We start from the raw sequence: 16,932 nt of genomic DNA on the forward strand, positions 1-16,932 counted from the left end.
GATTGCGTAGGACGACGGTGCCTGCAAAAAATTAATGGTTGCGACCTACCGCAAAAGCGCATAACTGCACCATGGCCTGTTTGTACTTGCTTTCTGGCAGGGTGGCGATGGCGGTGGCAGCGCGATCGGCTGCTTTTACCGCTTCATTCTGTGTATAGGCCAAGGCACCGGAACTGGTAATGGCACTCAAAATGGCATCAAATTTAGATTCGTCGCCATGTTCTATGCAGGCTCGCACCAGTTCTTGTTCGGCAGCATTGCCGTTCTTCATCAGGTAAATCAGGGGCAGGGTAGGTTTGCCTTCGCGCAAATCATCGCCTACATTCTTGCCTATATCCTCGGCATTGCCGGAATAATCCAGTACGTCATCTATCAATTGAAATGCAGTACCCAGTGAACGTCCGTATTCGCCGGCGGCTTCAATTTCCTGCTCACCGGCACCGGCAATCAGGGCACCGATCTGGGCGGCGGCTTCGAACAGCTTGGCTGTTTTGGAGCGTATTACCTGCAAGTAGCGTTCTTCCGTCACGTCTGGGTCATGCATATTCAACAACTGCAAGACTTCGCCTTCGGCAATCACATTGGTGGCGTCTGCCAATATTTGCATGATTTGCATGTTATTGATGGATACCATCATCTGGAAGGCGCGTGAGTACAGAAAGTCACCGACCAGCACCGATGCGGCATTGCCAAACAAGGCATTCGCTGTCTTGCGCCCGCGCCGCAGTGAGGATTCATCCACCACGTCATCATGCAGCAGGGTGGCGGTGTGGATAAATTCGACTATCGCCGCCAGCTCGTGATGATGCTTGCCCTGATACTGGTAGGCATTTGCCACCAGCAAGACCAGTACCGGTCGTATCCTTTTTCCGCCTGCGCTGATGATGTATTCGGCAATCTGATTCACCAGCGGTACTTCAGAATGCAGTTTGTTGCGTATGACCTGGTTGACTTCCGACATGTCGGAAGCAATAAGTTCGGTGATGGGATTGGGGTTGTTTGTGGCAGACAAGGGGGAACCTGCAAAAAATCCAGAATGGCCAAGATTATACGACGCCATGCCATTGTTTTGCTTGAATTGCACCAGGGCTTCCGGCTTTATTATACTTTCTGGTCATTAACGCCCCGGCTTTTTGCCGCGGCGAGGCCTGCGCTGCTGAAAAAATATGCAAATAGTCTTTGACGCTTATTCGGGAATTATGTACAATTTGTGGTTTTCCCGATTTCCCAGATGGTTTTTTCAGTCCGGCGGGAGAAAATTCCTAATTTTTATTCGATGAGGTTTCACATGTACGCGGTCATAAAAACCGGAGGCAAGCAATACAAAGTTGTCGCTGGTGAAAAACTTAAAGTAGAACAGATACCTGCAGACATTGGCTCCGAAATCACCATAGATCAAGTGCTCGCATTGGGCGCTGGCGAGACCATTAAATTTGGTGCTCCACTGGTCACAGGTGCTACGGTGCTGGCTAAGGTTATAGATCACGGTCGTCACGACAAAGTGCGCATTTTCAAAATGCGTCGTCGTAAGCATTATCAGAAACGTCAAGGCCATCGCCAAAACTACACTGAATTGCAAATCGTATCTATCAACGGCTAATCCGTAGATAAGTTAATTTACCTGAACTTAAGGAGCTAATTAAATGGCACACAAAAAAGGCGGCGGCACCACGCGCAACGGCCGTGACTCAGAATCGAAACGCCTGGGCGTTAAAGTTTACGGCGGCCAAGCTATCAATGCTGGCGGTATCATCATTCGTCAACGCGGTACACGTGTACACGCTGGTGAAAATGTTGGTATGGGCAAAGATCACACTTTGTTCGCTCTGGTTAATGGCAAAGTACAATTCGCGATCAAAGGTGCAGCACGTCACCAGTTCGCAATTGTCGTTCCAGCGTAATGCATTGAAGTAATTCAAAGCAGGGCGCAAGCCGGTATGTAGAAAAGGCTCTGCCATTGGTGGAGCCTTTTTAGTTTCAAGAAATCCTGTATAAATCGGTTGCTACAAGTGGTAGCAAAGATTTATACAAGCTTTTTTAGGTGGTAAAAATGAAATTTATTGATGAAGCCAGGATAGAAGTGATCGCCGGCGATGGTGGCAATGGCGTTGCATCCTTCTGTCGTGAAAAATTCCGTCCTTTTGGTGGACCGGATGGTGGTGATGGCGGTCGTGGTGGCAGTATCTGGGCAGTAGCAGATCGTAATATCAACACCCTGGTTGATTATCGTTATTCCAAATTGCATAAAGCCAAAGACGGTGAAAATGGTCGTGGTGCAGACTGCTATGGCAAAGGTGCGGATGACATCTTCCTGCGCATGCCGGTTGGTACCCAGATTTGCGACAGGAATACCGATGAAGTCATTGCAGATCTGACTGAACATGGCCAGCAAGTTGAACTGGTTAAAGGTGGCGAGGGCGGCTGGGGTAATATCCACTTCAAGACTTCCACCAACCGTGCGCCACGTCAGCGCTCTGATGGTAAAGAAGGTGAGCGTCGCGAATTACGCCTGGAATTGAAAGTCCTGGCCGACGTAGGTCTGTTGGGTTTGCCAAATGCCGGTAAATCCACTTTCATTACTGCGGTATCAAATGCACGCCCCAAAATCGCTGATTATCCTTTCACGACCCTGCACCCGAACTTGGGTATGGTGCGTGTCAGTCATGAAAAAAGCTTCGTCATCGCCGACATTCCTGGTCTGATCGAAGGTGCTGCTGATGGTGCCGGTCTTGGCATACAATTCTTGAAGCATTTGCAACGCACAGGCTTGCTCTTGCATATTGTTGATCTGGCACCGTTTGATGAAGCTGTTGACCCAGTCAAGGAAGCCAAGGCCCTGATCAAGGAATTGCGCAAATACGACGAAAGCCTGTATGAAAAGCCGCGCTGGCTGGTGCTCAACAAGCTTGATGTCCTGACTGCAGATGAACGCAAGAAAAAGGTCAAAGATTTCGTCAAGCGTTTTGCCTGGAAAGGCCCGGTCTTTGAAATTTCCGCCTTGAATCGCGAAGGCTGCGAAGAACTGGTGACTGAGATTTACAAGTACCTGGAAGAAAAGCGTACGCATGAGCAGCGTTCGCAAGAAACCACGATGAAAGAAGAAGCGCAGGGTATCTTGTCCATTGATCCGGATGATCCGCGTTTTAAAGTACTGGAAGACTAATAAAAAACCTGGTGAAAGCCAGGTTTTTTTACGTCTGCCATCAACTGCTCATCAAATGCCTCGTACCCGCTAAGGATTGAATATCAATGACTACTTTGATATTGGAATAATTTCTTTTTAATAATGGAAATCCCATAAAAAATAGAATATGTCGTTTAAATCTGAATTAAATTTAGATTGCAACGATACTATCCATATAAAGTATAATTTTGATTTACTGCGAGCTGGTAGCGCAGTGACATTACCAAATTCACATTCGTATTCATTTATGCAATCTGTCATTCAGCAAGCAAAACGTCTGATTATCAAAGTAGGTTCATCACTGGTGACCAATGATGGCAAGGGTCTGGACAAGCAGGCCATTGCCAGGTGGGCTGCCCAAATTGCCGGTCTGCGCGCCATGGGCAAGGAAGTGGTGCTGGTTAGTTCTGGCGCGATAGCCGAAGGGCGGCAACGCCTGGGTTTTGAAAAACGGCCGACTGCCATTCATGAACTGCAGGCTTGTGCTGCCGTCGGCCAAATGGGTCTGGCACAGATTTATGAAAGCAGCTTTCGTGAACACCAGATAGGGACGGCGCAGATTTTATTGACGCATGCTGACCTGGCTGACCGCGAGCGCTACCTGAATGCACGTTCTACCCTGTTTACTTTGCTGCGCTTTGGCATTGTCCCCATCATTAATGAAAATGATACGGTGGTCACCGATGAAATCAAATTTGGTGATAACGACACCCTGGGTGCACTGGTGGCAAACCTGATCGAAGGCGATGCGCTGATCATCCTGACTGATCAAAAAGGCTTGTACACAGCCGACCCGCGCAAGGACCCGAATGCCACTTTTGTGCATGAAGCCAGGGCGGGTGACCCTGCACTGGAAGCCATGGCGGGTGGTGCCGGCTCCAGCCTGGGTAGCGGCGGTATGCTGACCAAGATACTGGCAGCCAAACGCGGTGCCAGCTCGGGTACCCATACCGTCATTGCCTGGGGCCGCGAAGACAATGTCTTGCTGCGCCTGGCGCAGGGTGAGAACATAGGCACGCAACTGATTTCGCAAATGGCACCTCTGGCAGCACGCAAGCAATGGATGCTGGACCATTTGCAAACCCTGGGTCAAATTGTGCTGGATGCCGGGGCAGTGCAAAAATTGACGCGTGAAGGTAAGTCCCTGCTGCCTATCGGTGTGTTGGATGTGCGCGGCGAATTCAGCCGCGGTGCGGTGGTGACTTGTTGTGATGAGGCGGGCAAATCAATTGCCAGAGGGCTTAGCAATTATTCAAGCGCCGACGCCCGCCGCATCAAGCGCCATGCCTCGGCAGAAATTGCATCCATACTTGGTTTTGTGGAAGAGCCGGAGTTGATACACCGCGACAATCTTGTTTTGTTATGAAAAATGGGCGCTGAATTCAGCGCCCATGTTCATCCCGGCTATATCATTTTAATAATATGACATTTTCTTACCGCGCAATTTATCCAGCAAGACATTGACCTTGCCCGCTATTGTCCGGCCTTCGCAAAAATATTCCGAAAACAGGGTGCTATGCTGCTTGTTGGCACCGGTGCTGGAGATGGTGTCCCATTGGTTGCGGCGCGAGCGTGACCAAGTGCCGTCCGGGCGTCCAAAGGCATACAGTTTGACTTCATATGACTGGCAACGCAGACCTTCGTAGCTGACGTTTTTGGCACCGCCGGTGCTGGTGGCTACCAGGGTATAGCGGATGGTGCCATCGCTTGCCACCAGCAGGGACTTGGTATCAATCGCAAAAGACTGGCTGCCGCTTTTGTAAAAATTCAGCAGGTTTTCAGCTTTTGGTGCTTCTGGCAATTGCAGGGCAACTTCGCGCCATTCCTTGTCATCTTCATCAGGTTCTTGCGCGTGGGCCAGAGAGGATGACAACAGCACAGTGCAAAACAGGCTGCTTGCCAGGTGGCGTAATGATAGTGTTGGCATAAATTATTTAGATTCTTCCGGCTCGGTTTTCTTGGTGTCGCGATTCGGTTGCGCTTGTTGCTGATTACGCAAATACCTGTTGCGGTTGGAATTCGGGTGCTCGGCCCGGTGTACGTAGCGTGATAATTCTTGCAAGGCCAGTTGATACACGCCTCGCTTGAATTCGATCACCACGTCCAGCGGTACCCAGTAGTCATGCCAGCGCCAGGCATCAAATTCCGGGTGCGTGCTGGCGCGCAGATTGACATCGCAATCACGGCCTATCATACGCAACAGGAACCAGATCTGCTTTTGTCCACGGTAATGCCCGCGGATTTCACGCTTGATAAAATGGTCTGGCACCTCATAGCGCAGCCAGTCGCGGGTGCGACCGATGACTTTGACGTGCTCTGGAAGCAGTCCGGTTTCCTCTTCCAGTTCCCGGTACATGGCCTGTTCCGGCGATTCACCATATTTGATACCACCTTGGGGGAATTGCCAGGAATGCTCGCGCACCCGCTTTCCCCACCAGACTTCATTGTTGGCGTTAAGCAAAATTATGCCAACGTTTGGGCGGAAGCCTTCACGATCCAGCATGTTCAACCTCAAAACTTTCTGTGGCTAAACGGCTTGCTCCTGCAATAGACAGCGTAGAGAGCGTTTGTTTCGTCGAAAAACACCGCATTTTTCAGCGGGCAACGTCAAGCGAGGCGAACAAATCGCAGTTTCCTTCATCAAATGTGCAAAGAGTGGGCGCATTAGCCAGCTAATCCTTTAAAATTGAGTTGATTATAACCCTCCATTTAAAAAGAATCACTGTCATGCGTGCTACACGATTTTTTATTTCCACACTGAAAGAAGCGCCTGCCGATGCCGAGATCGTCAGCCATAAACTGATGATGCGTGCAGGCATGATCAAACGCCTGGGTTCTGGCATTTATAACTACATGCCCATGGGCCTGCGTATTATTCGTAAAGTTGAAAACATTGTTCGTGAGGAAATGAATCGCGCTGGTGCGGTTGAAATGCTGATGCCGGTGATACAGCCTGCTGAATACTGGCAGGAAACCGGTCGCTGGGACAAATTCGGCCCGTTGATGATGCGCGTGAAAGATCGCCATGGCCGTGACTATGTGATACAGCCTACATCGGAAGAAGTCATGACCGATGTCGCACGTACCGAAATTCGCTCCTACCGTCAGTTGCCGGTGAATTTTTATCATATCCAAACCAAGTTCCGTGATGAACGTCGTCCGCGCTTTGGTCTGATGCGCAGTCGTGAATTCACCATGAAGGATGCGTATTCCTTTGATCGTGATCCGGCGGGCATGCAGCAGTCCTATCAATTGATGTATGACGCCTACACCCGCATTTTTCAGCGTCTGGGCCTGCAGTTCCGTGCCGTGGCGGCGGACAATGGCGATATCGGTGGTTCTGGCTCGCATGAATTCCACGTGATTGCCGAAACCGGCGAAGATGCGCTGGTGTATTGCCCAAGCTCTGATTACGCCGCCAATATGGAAGCCGCCGAAGGCGTGCCACTGACAAATGAACGTGCAGCAGCCAAGGCTGAACTGAGCAAAACCGCCACACCCGGCAAGGCCAAATGCGAAGATGTGGCCGCCTTGCTCAATATCCCTTTACAGCACACCGTGAAATCCATCGTCCTGACCGTTGAAGATGAAGAAAAAGGCGAGGCCGGCAAACAACTGTGGCTGCTGCTGCTGCGTGGCGATCATGAATTGAATGAAGTCAAAACCGGCAAGATACCTGGCCTGGCGAATTATCGCTTCGCCAGTGAATCGGAAATCCTTGAATGGTTTGGTACGCCACCAGGTTATCTGGGCCCGATCAACACCAAAAAACCGGTCAGGATCGTGGCGGATCGTACGGTTGCCAACATGGCCGACTTTGTCTGCGGCGCGAATGAGGCTGACTTCCACTTTACCGGTGCCAACTGGGGCCGTGACATTCCTGAGCCGCTGGTTGCCGACATCCGCAATGTGGTGGCTGGCGATCCTTCACCCGATGGCAAGGGTGTGCTGGCGATACAGCGCGGCATTGAAGTTGGCCATGTATTCCAGCTTGGCACTAGTTATTCGCAAGCGATGAAGGCGACGTTCCTGGATGAAAACGGCAAACCGCAATTGCTGCAAATGGGTTGCTATGGCATAGGCGTCACCCGCATCCTGGGGGCGGCAATAGAACAGAATTTCGACGACAAGGGCATAGTCTGGCCTGCTTCGATTGCACCATTTGAAGTGGTCATCTGTCCTATGGGAATGGACCGCAGCGAAGCCGTCAAAACTGAAACAGAAACCCTGTACCAGGCTTTGCTGGCGGCAGGTGTGGATGTCATTCTGGATGACCGTGGTGAACGTCCAGGTGCCATGTTTGCAGACTGGGAACTGATAGGCGTGCCGCATCGCGTGGTTATCGGTGATCGTGGCCTGAAAGAAGGCAAGCTCGAATATCTGGGACGTCGTGATACCGAAGCCAGCAATGTAGCGGTAACTGAAATGCTGAGCTTCATCCAGTCAAAATTGGCGGGAAATTAAGTCACAGGATGAAGTATTTTTTCTTGCGCTTTTGCGTGTGGCGCGAAGGAAGTCCTGGCGATAGCCATCAGCCTGAACTGCAAGGCCAGCGGGGACGATGGATGCAATCCATCGTCTGCCTGGCGATCTGCCTGTTCGCCTTTTCTGGATTGCCGGCCCAAGCCGGTAATCAAAAAGAAGAAGCGATGGCAGATGCCGTGCGGCTGGCGCTGGCCAAAGCCATTTCTGATTCGACGCCACCCAAACCCACCTTCAGTAATATCGAAGAACGTATCAAATACATCAACTGGCTGGGCGAAATGTCTTCGCGTCTGAAGCGGCGTATTCCCGACATGCAGACCCGCCGTGAGTTACTCGAAGCGATCTGGTATGAATCCAAACGCGCTGGTCTTGACACTGCCATGGTCATGGGCCTGATACAGGTGGAGTCTGCTTTCCGCAAATATGCCACCTCGGTGGTCGGCGCGCGAGGCTATATGCAGGTCATGCCTTTCTGGTCGCGTGTGATTGGCGATGGCGATGCAAAAAAGCTGTTTCAGATGCAAGCCAACCTGCGTTATGGCTGCTCCATCCTGCGCATGTATATAGACATGGAAAAGGGCGACCTGTACCTGGCCCTGGGTCGCTACAATGGCAGCCGAGGTCGTCCTGAATATCCTAAAGCCGTGTTGGCCAACTGGAAAAACTGGGAATTCAGCGGTGACAGCGCATCGCAACTTCGCAAGTAGCGTGCTGCGCGACGTCGGGGCCAGTTAAACAATCCCTTGAAAAATTGGCGGGCCAAGCATGGCCTGTCATTTCAAAATACTGAGTCAGCGCGAATCGCCTCCAGATTTGCCCTGTCGCCGGCGGCTCCGGTTACCGGCATTTGCTGGTGCCTGCGCAGTGCAGGCTGTTTATTCAGATGAACCAGGGACCCGCATGCAGGCACTTTACTACCGCAAAGAAATTGGCAGTGCAGACTGGCTGAAAATCCTGCAATCACGCTGGCAAATGCTGGCAGTGGTAACGCTAGCCCATCTCTTGTTATTCGTGTTGTGGCCCACGACCCGCCTGCATAAAAGCGATAGTTTCCTATCCCGGGCTTTGTGGGTGAGAATGCTGGAAATACCGGCACCGCCCAAGCCCGGACAGGCTGTGCCGCTTGTCAAACAATCGCTGCCGGTCAGGCCGCCGACGGTGGTGAAGACCCCTGCTACTACCGCTACTACCACCACTAACGCTGCGGTTGCAGGCAGCACAGAAGTCAGTCCGACTACCTCTCAAACTACGGAGCCGGTCAGTCAAACCACCGCACCTGACATGGCTATAGAGAATCCCGTCACCCTGCAACGCGATATCCGCAGCATCATCAAAGGAGTGGAGCGTGAAATGCCGAACCGCATACTGACCGCTATCCGGCCAGAAAAATCTTCCATGGTCGCATTTGCCATCAATGTCGAAGCTGCAGCCCGCCCGCGTGGCACAAGCTATAAAAACATAGTCATGTCAGACGGCACAGCGATGACCAAGGTCACGACATCTGCCGGTTCATATTGCGTAATAGGAGCCAAACCAGGAGCCGATATCACCAGGGCACCAGGTATACGAACAGTCAGTTGCGGCAGTTATTGAATATTATTCAGGACTTACGAAAAATTGGCCGAGCAAGGCGTGGCGACGAAGGCAGTACTTTAGTACACGGCTCCTAGGAGAGGAGCCGCAACGCAGCTGGGGCGGTTTTGCGTAAGTCCTATTATTGAATATTTCAGGATCGGGGGGCGGATGTGCAAATGCCCGGCCTGGCAAAGGCCAGTGTTTGTCCTGTCGCTGCAATCTGGATAGACGGTTCACTGTAAATCGGAGAATAAGAATGCTGGTACTCGACTACCGCAGCAAGGCAAAGCGCACTGACTGGCAGATATTGGCGGCAGTGCTCTTGTTTCATGCCGGCCTGTATGGCTTGTGGCCAGTATTGAAGGCAGGTATGAATGAAGAGAAAATCAGGGCGGGAAACCTGATTTTTCTGGATTTGCCGGCACCGGCCAAACCATCAATGCAACAGCCGGAAAAAAAAGAAGCAGTAAAGTTGGCCACAACCCAGTCTTCATCCTCACCACTGCCGGTCAATGAGCGCCCCGGGTCTGCTACAGCAAGCACGCCAGAGCCTGTAACACCAGACATCCGTATAGAGATGGAAGCCCAATCCAGTCCTCAGCCCAGTGCGGGCATCAATCGTGATGTAGGGGAAATTTTTAAAGGACTGAAAAAGGATTTTCAGGAGCGTGAGCGCTTCGCCAGCAAAGCAGTCGTCGATCCCATTACAAAGATGGGAGAGCGCATAGGCTTGTCAGGCACGGTCAATCGCGTGGGCGTCAAGCATGAGGTGCATATACTGGGCGATGGTCGCCCGGTATCAAAAGTCATTACCCCCTTCGGCACCTATTGCATACTGCACCGCAAGCCGGGTGAGATCATCGGCAACGAACTGGCGACTGTGCCAGTCACCTGTGGGAATTTGTGATTACCACAAAGAAGACTGGGAGCCGATCCAGGGAAAGTAACAAGAAACAAGCAAGAAACAAAAATGCCCGCGCGATGCGGGCATTTTCGTTTGGGACAGGACTGGATGCTTCCCTTTAAGTCTCCCAAAGCAACTTCGGAATCTGCTACTAAAAATCAGGACAGATGACCGGAAATGAGTTTAGTCATTTCAAACATGGACACTTGTTTCTTGCCACCGAAGACGGCTTTCAACTTGTCATCCGCGTTGATGTTGCGTTTGTTTGCTTCATCTTGCAGTTTGTGTTTCTTGATGTATTCCCATACTTTTTTAGTGACTTCAGTACGAGGAATTGCTGCTGCACCGATGACTGCTGCCAGAACTGGAGAGATCGTCATTGGTTTCATGAACGCTGCATTTGGCTTGCGTGCTGCTGCTGGCTTGGCTGCTGCGGCCTTTTTAGGAGCGGCTGCTTTTGCTGCTGGTTTAGCAGCTGCTTTTGGAGCGGCTGCTTTCGCTGCCGGTTTAGCCGCTGGTTTGGCTGCCGGTTTTGCTGCTGTTTTCTTTGGTGCTGTTGCCATAAATAGCCTCCTTCACAAATTTCGTGGACGGAGCTTTGATCGTTTTGAAAAGCTCCTGCATTGCGTCACTTCACGCATCGCTAATAGTGGTGCGGTTTTTACAGGGATGCAAGTGTTTTTTGCTGGTTTTTGTCGAAAAAGTGCAGGAATTTGCCTGTCGTTGGATTTACGCCTAAAAAAAAGCCGGATAAGCGGCCATTCTGGCTGCTATCCGGCTTCTTTCCTCAGAGGGAAACGCAGAGGGAAATTTGCGCTTTCCTTCAGCGCTTTCCTGGCATCATTCCCTTCATGCCGCGCAACATTTTCATCATGCCGCCGCCGCGCAATTTCTTCATCATGGATTGCATCTGGTCAAACTGGGTCAACATGCGATTGACCTCCTGTATCTGTACACCGGCACCGGCAGCGATACGGCGCTTGCGCGAAGCCTTGATCAATTCCGGCTTTGCCCGCTCCTGCGGGGTCATGGAATTGATCATGCCTTCCATGCGGCGCACCTGTTTTTCGGCCTGGTCCATATTCGCGCCACTGGCGGCTTGCTGCATCTGCGCTGGCAGTTTGTCCATCAGATTGGACAATCCGCCCATATTCTTCATCTGCGAAATTTGCAGTTTGAAGTCGTTCATGTCGAATTTGCCGCCATCCTTGAGCTTGTGCGCCAGATTCTGGGCAGCTGCCACATCCATGCCTTTTTGGGCGGATTCGACCAGCGCCAGGATGTCGCCCATGCCCAGGATGCGATTTGCCATACGGGTGGCATCGAAAGATTCCAGGCCGTCGAGTTTTTCAGCTACGCCGACAAACTTGATCGGCTTGCCGGTGATATAACGTACCGACAGCGCCGCACCACCACGCGCATCACCGTCCAGCTTGGTCAATACCACGCCCGTCAAAGGCAGGGCATCGTTAAAGGCCTTGGCGGTATTGACGGCGTCCTGACCCAGCATGGCATCGACCACAAACAGGGTTTCTATAGGATTGACGGCGGCGTGAACGGCAGCAATCTCTTGCATCATCGCTTCGTCTATACCCAGGCGACCAGCGGTATCGATGATCAGTACATCGTGGTAATGTTTTTTGGCGTAGTCGAGGGCGGCCAGAGCTATATCAACCGGGTTATCCGTTGGCAGGGACGGGAAGAAATCGGCCCCAACCTGTTGAGTGACTGTTTGCAACTGACCTATCGCCGCCGGGCGATAGACGTCGGCGGAAACAGTTAATACCTTTTTCTTTTTTTGCTCGCGCAAATATTTAGCCAATTTACCGACGGTCGTGGTTTTACCGGCACCCTGCAAACCGGCCATCAGGATAATCGCTGGCGGCTGGCAGGCAAAACTCAGTTGCGAAGCATCTTCACCCAGATCTGCCCCCATCAGTGTCGCCAGTTCTTTCTGGACGACGCCAACCAGGGCCTGACCCGGGGTCAGGGAAGAAATCACTTCTTCGCCCATGGCCTTTTCTTTGACGCGGGCGATCAGTTCACGTACGGCGGGCAGGGCAACGTCGGCTTCCAGTAAGGCCATGCGTACTTCACGCAGCATGTCGGCGGTATTGGATTCGGTCAGGCGGGCTTCGCCGCGCATGGTCTTGACGACCTTGGCAAGGCGCTGGGTAAGGTTATCGAGCATGTTTGCTTAAAAAATCTTGAGTAAAAATCAATGGAATGCAATGACCTGCTTCAGTTTACTTATATTTTTAATAATATAAGAAGCTGGCTATCACCATACAGAGTAGCTTTTGTCAGCACAAAGTGCTGCAGTGGCTATGTCGTTCAGTGATAGTCTGCAAGACAGGCAAGAATAAACCGGCATTTTACCTGATCATCAAGACCCACTCAGGCATTTCGCTTTTTGGCAGGGACGGCAGAATTTTGAATTCTGGATTTTCAGAATGTGTCTATGTAATTTGTGTGATTTTCCGCACGCATGCGGGAAACTACGGATGCATTTCCATGTAGACGGGAGTTAAATCCCGTAGACAGACTTCATTTCTATACGTGGTATGAAGTCTGCTAATAAGAGCATAGACAGCATATAAAAAATAGCTGCTCATCAATCAGGAGACAAACATGAAACGACTTCAACGTGCGTGGCGTTTGCCGCGTGCTCTCGGCTTTTGCGCCCTTGTTCTCATCCCCGGCTTGTTCCCTGCCGTGTCCCAGGCGGAAGAGGGGGTGACTGATACTACTATATTGATAGGGCAGACCGTCGGCCTGACTGGCCAGATCGCCGGCCCCGTCAAGGAAATGAATGCCGGAGCCGCCGCCTATATTTCACAGGTGAATAAAGCGGGTGGTGTCAATGGCCGCAAAATTGAGTTACGCATCCTGGATGACAAGTTTGACCCCGCCATTGCTGCAGCCAATGCCGAAACCCTGGTCAAGAAAGAGCATGTCTTTGCCCTGTTTCAAAGTCGCGGCACGCCGCATACCCAGGCTATCCTGCCGGTCCTTGTTGCCAATAAAATCCCGCTGATCGCGCCAAGCACCGGTGCGGCCGTGTTTCACGCCCCGGTGAATCACTACCTGTTCAATGTGCGGGCAAAATACCAGGATGAAGTCAAAAAAGCGGTGGAACAGTTTTCTACCATAGGCTTGAAAGACATCGGCATCGTCCATGTGGATGACACGTTTGGCGGTGATGGCCTGGCTGGTTTCACCGCCGCCATGGGCACTTTCAAATTGCAGCCCTCGATCATCGCCAAGTATGACAGGGCCAAGCCGGATGTCGCCAAGGCCGTGGATGAGGTAATGAAATCACCAGCCACGGCGCTGGTCATTGTCGGTTCTGCCACCACCGTGTCGGAAATCATACGCAGCCTGCGCGCCAAAGGCAGTGCCATACAAATCATGACCTTGTCGAACAATGCCTCGCAATCATTTATTGATTCACTGGGGCCGGCGGCCATCGGTATCATGGTGTCGCAGATTATGCCGGCACCACACCTGGTGTCGAGCATACTGGGGCAGGAATTCAAAGCCATCGCCAAAGAGCATGGCGTGACGGCCTCTTATGCCGCGATGGAGGGCTTTGTCTCAGCCAAAGTGCTGGTGGAGGGCTTACGTCGTAGTGGCAAGACGCTGACGCGAGAGGGCATGGTGCGTGCGCTGGAATCCATGCACAAGATAGACCTGGGTGGTGTGACGGTCACTTATAGTGAACGCGACCATAGCGGCAGCGAATTTGTTGAATTGACGATGATAGGACGGGATGGCAAGTTTGTGCGCTAGGCAAGTCGTTGATGCTTGCACCAGCATGCATCCTTTTGCGGTGGCAGAAAGTGCGAAAACACCGACAAGTGCCGTCTGCTTATCCGGGACTTCGCGTTGGCGTTCGGCATGGGGCAGCGAAAAGTGAATAAAATCAATGATTTATCAGATGATATAAGCTGGCACAATATCTGCTATTCATCCTGAGTAAGTAAAAATCAAATCAGAAATTCACCATTTCAAGGAGACAAAGATGTTCAAAAAGATTTTACTCGCCAGTGTTGTTGCTTCCAGTTTGTTAGCCGCTACTGGCCAGGCTCAGGAAGTCGTCAGACTGGGTAACCTGAAATTCGCCCATTATGGTGCCGTGTCCTACATCAAGGAAATCGCACCCAAATGCGGTATCAAGGTTGAAGAACGGGTGTTCGCCAAGGGCCTCGATGCCATGCAGGCGGTGATCGCGGGTGAGCTGGATGTCGGTGCGGTTTCTTCCGAGGCAGTGATTTCTGCACGTGCCAGTGGTACGCCGATTTACCTGGTTGCCGGTTTTGCCAAGGGCGGTGCGCGCCTGGTGGGACGTACTGATCTGGGCCTGAAAACCGTGAAAGACCTGAAGGGCAAAAAAGTCGGCGTAACACGCGGCGGTATCCAGGATATTTTGCTGGCAGCCGAACTGTCGCAAAATGGCCTGACGTATTCTGATCAGCCTGGCAAAGATGTGCAAATCATCTATCTTGGTTTCCCTGACCTGAACCAGGCTTTGCTGGGCAAAAACATTGATGCCATCATGCAGTCCGAACCTTACTCTTCACAAGCCATAGGCAAGGGCTATGGCAATGAAATCATCAAGCCGTACGACACACCGATAGGTGAGCCGGTACGCACCATGGTCATGACCGAGAAGTTCTATAAAGAACGTCGCCCGGTAGCAGAAAAATTCATGCGCTGTTTTGTTGAAGCCACCAAAACCTTTATCGAGAACAAGGAGCTGGCTGAGAAATATGTGCGTGAAACCATGTTCAAAGGCCAGGTCAGCCATGAAGATTTTGTGAATGCCATAGAAAACTCGCCTTACACATATGACGTCACGGCAGAGCATATACAGATCACCACCGATCTGATGCAGAAATATGGCGTAGGCAAAATGGCCAAACCACCAGTAGCCAAGGATTGGGTGAAAACCGATCTTCTGGAACAAGCGAAGAAGAGCTTGAACATCAAGTAAGTCACCAGTTTGAGTCCGGGCGGGAATCATGTATATGAACGCTTCCCCGGCTCATCAACTCTTGAAGGAAAAATCATGAAATTCAAATGGCGTGAAATGGGCGCGGGACTGATTGTGCCTGTCATTCTGATTGCGATCTGGCAATTGGTGACCAGCATGGGCTGGGTCAATGCACAGGTATTGCCTTCGCCTGTGGCGGTGGTCAAGAAATGGATAGAGTATGCGTCACCCTATGAAGCGCGTGATGCGGCCACCACCAGTTGGCTGGCCTGGGCGTTTTCTGGTGAACTGATACGTGACACCATGGGCAGCATGTACCGCGTGCTGGTGGGATTCGTCGTCGGGGCTGGCCTGGCTTTGCCGTTGGGATTGGCCATGGGTTCCAGTCAACGCGCCTATGCATGGATGAACCCGTTGCTGCAGGTATTGCGGCCGATACCGCCGATAGCCTATATTCCTCTTTCCATCCTGTGGTTTGGCCTGGGCAATCCGCCAGCCATTTTCCTGATCGCCATCGGTGCTTTCTTCCCGGTGCTGATGAATACCATCGCCGGTGTGCGTCATGTCGATGGCATTTATATCAGGGCAGCCCGTAATCTGGGTGCCAGCCAGTCCACCATGTTCCTGCGTGTGATGTTACCAGCGGCTGTGCCTTACATCCTGTCAGGCGTCAGGATAGGTATAGGTACGGCTTTCATCGTAGTGATCGTATCGGAAATGATTGCCGTGAATAATGGCCTGGGCTTCCGCATTCTGGAAGCACGTGAATATTTCTGGTCAGACAAAATTATCGCTGGCATGATCAGCATAGGCATGCTGGGGCTGGGGATCGATCTGGCGATGAACAAATTGAATAATTATTTGCTACGCTGGCACCGTGGACTGGAGAACTGAGATGAACAAAACCCATATCAAAATTCAAGGCGTGAATAAAATCTTCAAGACCGTCGACAAGGAAGTCGTGGCTTTGCGTGATATCAACCTGGAGATACCAGAGGGGCAGTTTGTTTGCCTGCTCGGCCCTTCTGGCTGCGGCAAATCGACACTGCTGAATGCCATCGCCGGTTTTTCCCTGCCGACATCCGGCAGCATTACCGCCAATGAAATGATAGTCAAAGCCCCCGGCCCTGATCGTGGCATGGTGTTCCAGGAATATGCCTTGTTCCCCTGGATGACGGTGGAACAGAATATTGCTTTCGGCCTGGAAATCAAGGGCATGGGCAAGGCAGAAATCCAGCAGCGTGTCGCCAGTTTATTGGGCATGCTGGGTTTGAGTGATTTCAGGGCGCGCTTCCCCAAGGACTTGTCCGGCGGCATGCGGCAAAGGGTGGCAATCGCCCGTGTGCTGGCGCTGGATTCACCCATCATGCTGATGGATGAACCTTTCGGCGCACTGGATGCGCTGACGCGTCGCAATCTGCAGGATGAGTTGTTGCGGATCTGGTCAGAACTGAAAAAGACCATCATCTTCGTGACGCACAGTATAGAAGAAGCCATTTACCTGGCCGACCGGATTGTCGTCATGACTTACCGGCCAGGCACGGTGAAAAAGGATTTATTGATAGACTTGCCCCGTCTGCGTGATCCTTCTGACCCCGCCTTCAATGCGCTCAAGCGGGAACTGGGACAACTGGTCATGGAAGAGCAGCAAAGACATCACAATGATGAATTGAAGATGGCGGCGGTAGATTAGGCGAGCAGGGCTGGCACAAGGCGAGATTGCCTGCCTGGTGCCAGCTCTTATAATAAGGGATGCAGAATGATTACCTGTTGGCCTGAGTGTAGAAT

The 16,932-nt window shown here is 51.7% G+C and carries 17 protein-coding genes; 12 read left to right on the forward strand and 5 right to left on the reverse strand.

Annotated elements, in window-relative coordinates; genetic code table 11:
- Positions 1 to 31: 31 nt before the first annotated feature.
- A complete protein-coding gene (gene ispB / locus ACO0LM_RS05045; RefSeq protein ID WP_423035254.1) occupies positions 32 to 1,060 on the reverse strand; it encodes an octaprenyl diphosphate synthase in 1,029 nt (342 codons plus the stop codon).
- A gap of 228 nt (positions 1,061 to 1,288) precedes the next feature.
- Between ispB and rplU the strand changes: the two genes are divergently transcribed.
- The 4 genes from rplU (at position 1,289) to proB (ending at position 4,550) form a co-directional block, all read left to right on the forward strand.
- Positions 1,289 to 1,600, forward strand: a complete 312-nt coding sequence (gene rplU, locus ACO0LM_RS05050; protein WP_186946995.1) for a 50S ribosomal protein L21 — start codon at positions 1,289 to 1,291, stop codon at positions 1,598 to 1,600.
- Between the two features lie 43 nt (positions 1,601 to 1,643).
- Positions 1,644 to 1,901, forward strand: coding sequence for a 50S ribosomal protein L27 (gene rpmA, locus ACO0LM_RS05055; RefSeq protein WP_186946996.1), 258 nt, complete (start codon positions 1,644 to 1,646; stop codon positions 1,899 to 1,901).
- Positions 1,902 to 2,050: 149 nt separating this feature from the next.
- Positions 2,051 to 3,163: a GTPase ObgE gene (gene obgE / locus ACO0LM_RS05060; RefSeq protein ID WP_422982940.1), complete on the forward strand. Its 1,113-nt coding sequence runs from the start codon at positions 2,051 to 2,053 to the stop codon at positions 3,161 to 3,163.
- Positions 3,164 to 3,431: 268 nt separating this feature from the next.
- Positions 3,432 to 4,550, forward strand: a complete 1,119-nt coding sequence (proB, locus tag ACO0LM_RS05065) for a glutamate 5-kinase (RefSeq protein ID WP_423034895.1) — start codon at positions 3,432 to 3,434, stop codon at positions 4,548 to 4,550.
- 48 nt (positions 4,551 to 4,598) lie between these two features.
- Here proB and ACO0LM_RS05070 read toward each other — a convergent pair whose 3' ends face one another.
- Positions 4,599 to 5,111, reverse strand: coding sequence for a CNP1-like family protein (locus tag ACO0LM_RS05070; RefSeq protein WP_423034897.1), 513 nt, complete (start codon positions 5,109 to 5,111; stop codon positions 4,599 to 4,601).
- 3 nt (positions 5,112 to 5,114) lie between these two features.
- On the reverse strand, positions 5,115 to 5,687 hold the full coding sequence (locus tag ACO0LM_RS05075; protein ID WP_422982946.1) for an RNA pyrophosphohydrolase: 573 nt from the start codon (positions 5,685 to 5,687) through the stop codon (positions 5,115 to 5,117).
- Positions 5,688 to 5,911: 224 nt separating this feature from the next.
- On the opposite strand from ACO0LM_RS05075, the gene ACO0LM_RS05080 reads away from it, so the two are divergent.
- The 4 genes from ACO0LM_RS05080 to ACO0LM_RS05095 all read left to right on the forward strand — a co-directional run bounded on the left by ACO0LM_RS05080 (position 5,912) and on the right by ACO0LM_RS05095 (position 10,151).
- On the forward strand, positions 5,912 to 7,648 hold the full coding sequence (locus ACO0LM_RS05080; protein ID WP_423034899.1) for a proline--tRNA ligase: 1,737 nt from the start codon (positions 5,912 to 5,914) through the stop codon (positions 7,646 to 7,648).
- Between the two features lie 101 nt (positions 7,649 to 7,749).
- On the forward strand, positions 7,750 to 8,376 hold the full coding sequence (locus tag ACO0LM_RS05085) for a lytic transglycosylase domain-containing protein (protein WP_423034901.1): 627 nt from the start codon (positions 7,750 to 7,752) through the stop codon (positions 8,374 to 8,376).
- Positions 8,377 to 8,569: 193 nt separating this feature from the next.
- Positions 8,570 to 9,262, forward strand: coding sequence for a hypothetical protein (locus tag ACO0LM_RS05090; RefSeq protein ID WP_423034903.1), 693 nt, complete (start codon positions 8,570 to 8,572; stop codon positions 9,260 to 9,262).
- A 238-nt stretch (positions 9,263 to 9,500) separates the two neighbouring features.
- The gene (locus tag ACO0LM_RS05095) at positions 9,501 to 10,151 is read left to right on the forward strand and encodes a hypothetical protein (RefSeq protein ID WP_423034905.1); all 651 of its coding nucleotides are present in this window, start codon (positions 9,501 to 9,503) and stop codon (positions 10,149 to 10,151) included.
- A gap of 155 nt (positions 10,152 to 10,306) precedes the next feature.
- On the opposite strand, the gene ACO0LM_RS05100 is transcribed toward ACO0LM_RS05095, so the two are convergent.
- Positions 10,307 to 10,711, reverse strand: a complete 405-nt coding sequence (locus tag ACO0LM_RS05100; protein WP_423034906.1) for an SWIB/MDM2 domain-containing protein — start codon at positions 10,709 to 10,711, stop codon at positions 10,307 to 10,309.
- A 260-nt stretch (positions 10,712 to 10,971) separates the two neighbouring features.
- Positions 10,972 to 12,339: a signal recognition particle protein gene (gene ffh, locus ACO0LM_RS05105; protein ID WP_423034908.1), complete on the reverse strand. Its 1,368-nt coding sequence runs from the start codon at positions 12,337 to 12,339 to the stop codon at positions 10,972 to 10,974.
- A gap of 440 nt (positions 12,340 to 12,779) precedes the next feature.
- On the opposite strand from ffh, the gene ACO0LM_RS05110 reads away from it, so the two are divergent.
- The 4 genes from ACO0LM_RS05110 to ACO0LM_RS05125 all read left to right on the forward strand — a co-directional run bounded on the left by ACO0LM_RS05110 (position 12,780) and on the right by ACO0LM_RS05125 (position 16,837).
- Positions 12,780 to 13,940 (forward strand): ABC transporter substrate-binding protein, encoded by a 1,161-nt coding sequence (locus ACO0LM_RS05110; RefSeq protein WP_423034910.1) that lies wholly within the window; start codon positions 12,780 to 12,782, stop codon positions 13,938 to 13,940.
- A 232-nt stretch (positions 13,941 to 14,172) separates the two neighbouring features.
- Complete coding sequence (locus ACO0LM_RS05115) at positions 14,173 to 15,144, forward strand: ABC transporter substrate-binding protein (protein ID WP_423034912.1); 972 nt, start codon at positions 14,173 to 14,175, stop codon at positions 15,142 to 15,144.
- Between the two features lie 75 nt (positions 15,145 to 15,219).
- Positions 15,220 to 16,038, forward strand: coding sequence for an ABC transporter permease (locus ACO0LM_RS05120; RefSeq protein WP_423034914.1), 819 nt, complete (start codon positions 15,220 to 15,222; stop codon positions 16,036 to 16,038).
- A gap of 1 nt (position 16,039) precedes the next feature.
- Positions 16,040 to 16,837: an ABC transporter ATP-binding protein gene (locus tag ACO0LM_RS05125; protein ID WP_423034916.1), complete on the forward strand. Its 798-nt coding sequence runs from the start codon at positions 16,040 to 16,042 to the stop codon at positions 16,835 to 16,837.
- Positions 16,838 to 16,932: the final 95 nt, after the last annotated feature.

This window comes from Undibacterium sp. Di26W (genome assembly GCF_049340265.1).
Classification (GTDB): Bacteria; Pseudomonadota; Gammaproteobacteria; order Burkholderiales; family Burkholderiaceae_D; genus Undibacterium.